Origin of the sequence: Pantoea sp. CTOTU49201, assembly GCF_032054795.1 — a bacterium.
In the GTDB taxonomy this organism is placed as follows: domain Bacteria; phylum Pseudomonadota; class Gammaproteobacteria; order Enterobacterales; family Enterobacteriaceae; genus Pantoea; species Pantoea symbiotica.
In genome coordinates, this window is record NZ_DAMBSA010000026.1 from 19200 (window position 1) to 21540 (window position 2341).

The following is a 2341-nucleotide window of genomic DNA, read 5'->3' on the forward strand; positions in this document are numbered from 1 at the left end:
GGCGGGTTTTGAGATTGTTGGGATCGCGCACTTCGAGCCCGTACTCACCAATTTGCAGCGTGTCGCCATCCTGCAGCGCCACTTGCGAGCCGCGTTGCAACGCGACGCCGTTCAATACCACCGACGTCACGCTGCCCTGATTGGTCAGGCGGCATTCGCCCTCCGGCGAAAGGTGCACCAGCGCCTGCAGACGCGATATGGCGCGCGATTCGTCAGGCAGCACCAGATCGTTATCCTGACTGCGGCCGATGGTGCCGCCGGGCGGTTTGAAGGCTACCGTCTTGGCGGGCACATCCGTATTGCACTGCACAATGGTAAATTGCATGAGTCATCCCGTTAACAAGGCAAACGCGACGGCCTATTCAAACATCGGTGGATAGAGGCCGTTGCGGCCCGGCTGTGCACCAGACGCCGGGTTAAACAATAATGAAAAAAGTTGCGCAGTCAGCGGGCCACTGTGTTTATGCGTGGCATGGCTAAAACCGTCACTGCGATTACTCCACCAGTAGCTCATGTGCTGCTGCGGATCGAACCTGTCAGCCACTTCACGCCAGCTCAGCGTGCAGGGCAAATCATCAAAACCAATCACATCCATGATGTCGCTGCGCTGCGTATCCGGCACCAGCAGCGGCGACAGGCGCTGCATCTGCTGCTCCAGCGCATCGGGATTGAGCCGATCGCGCACTGCGTGCAGCAGCAGCGCGCCCAACTCCTGAAACCAGTCGCCGGACATTGCCAGCTGCGCGCTGTGCCAGCGGCTCAGCGGGAAGCTGCGTAGCGCCAGCAGCGGCCAACTGCGGCCCACGCGATCGCACGAGGGCAGCAGGCAGCCCATCTGCACCTGCTGACGCAGCGGCGAAAGCGGCAACACAAAATTCCACACCGGCGCACGTAAAAACTGTGCCGGACTGGCATCCGGTTGCTGATGCCAGTGCGTCAATCCCTGTTGAAACCAGTGGCTCCAAGGCGTCACGGTATTTTCACTCAGACGCTGGCGCAAAAAATCGCCGGTGGCCGGTAATTTGCCGTACCAGCCCGGCGCAGTGTGTGTCGGCATGATTACCTCACCATTACTCACTGTGTCTGGTCAATCGCTGCGAAACGACGTGCGGCGCAATCGCCAGCGTGTTGCTGCTGTCACCGGCATTTTTCAGATTCTCCGCAAGCTTACGCATCATCAACGCGTTGTCTCGCGCATAGGGCGAAGACTGAATTTGTTGATCCAGCAGCTGGCTCAGATGCCAGTCGAGCTGCTGCAAATCGCGCGCGCTGACATCATCCGGCAGCGTGCTTTGCAGGTTTTGCATCAGCCAGCCACGCAGAAACTCGCCGTCATAATTACGCGGCTGATACAGCATTTGATAAGCGCGCAGCGCATTGCGACTGTATTCGTTATTGGTGCCCGGATCGTCACGCAGCAAATTAGTGATCTGCTGTGCCACGCGCGGCAACAGTAAAGACTTAAGCGCATTTTGATAAAGCGCCCATGCCGCATCGCTTACCTGGTTGCCACGATACAGCCCAACGCGCATGGTAAGCGGTGGATTGTCGAGGGAAAAACGCTCGGAGAGCGGCAGTTTCACCAGGTTATTTAAGAAGGGTAGCAGATCAAAAATATTATCGGCGGGCTGATGGATCACCTGCTGACTTTGCGTGGTGATCGGGCCAATGCGCTCTGCAACCTGGTCGAGATAACGCTGATTCTGAATATAGCTGGTGAGCCACAAACAGGAGAGCAGCAGCAGCGCGCCGGTCAGCACGCCATAACCAATCCAGTGGAACAGGCGATTGCGGTATTCCCAATGGCGATTGCTGCCCGCCAGGCCGCTTTCGCGGAACACCAAATCGCTCAGCAAATCGCGGATAAAGAAACTCTGCCCTTTGTTACCCGGAATGGGGCTGCTGCGATTAACGCTATCCCAGGCCGCGAGGCTGCTTTCGCCGGTGTGCGGCAGCTGTAGTTTACGATTGAGCTCGCCCATGATGCGGTCAAACGGTAAACCTTCCTGCGTGCCGCTGGTGAAGAACAGACCGCGCGCCGACCAGGCGATCGGCTCCTGATGGCTGGAAAACACCACATCGAGATACTCATTCAGCAGCGGACGCAGTGAGCTGAACTCTTGCGGGAACAGGAAGCTGTCGGCGCGCTGGGTGAGATCGCGTTCGCCCGCCATCACCTCGGCCAACTGCTGCTGTAAACGCTGCTCTAAGTGCTGATATTGCTGGCTAAAGCTGCGATGCCAGTCATCTTTGTGCGGTTTGCCCGGTTCCCACGGGAAAGTAAAGCCCCAAATCGCATCGCGGCGGCTTGCTTTGGCTGCCGTAGAAACTCATAAACCCT

At 57.9% G+C, this 2341-nt stretch carries 2 protein-coding genes and 1 pseudogene; all 3 read right to left on the reverse strand.

Annotation, left to right across the window (positions count from 1 at the left end):
- The coding region (locus RTY00_RS03620; protein ID WP_312663419.1) for an FHA domain-containing protein at positions 1-325 on the reverse strand (325 nt) is incomplete at its 3' end.
- Between the two features lie 33 nt (positions 326-358).
- On the reverse strand, positions 359-1057 hold the full coding sequence (gene tagF, locus RTY00_RS03625; protein ID WP_008107694.1) for a type VI secretion system-associated protein TagF: 699 nt from the start codon (positions 1055-1057) through the stop codon (positions 359-361).
- Between the two features lie 13 nt (positions 1058-1070).
- A pseudogene (locus tag RTY00_RS03630) lies at positions 1071-2341 on the reverse strand (type VI secretion protein IcmF/TssM N-terminal domain-containing protein); the annotation flags it as partial.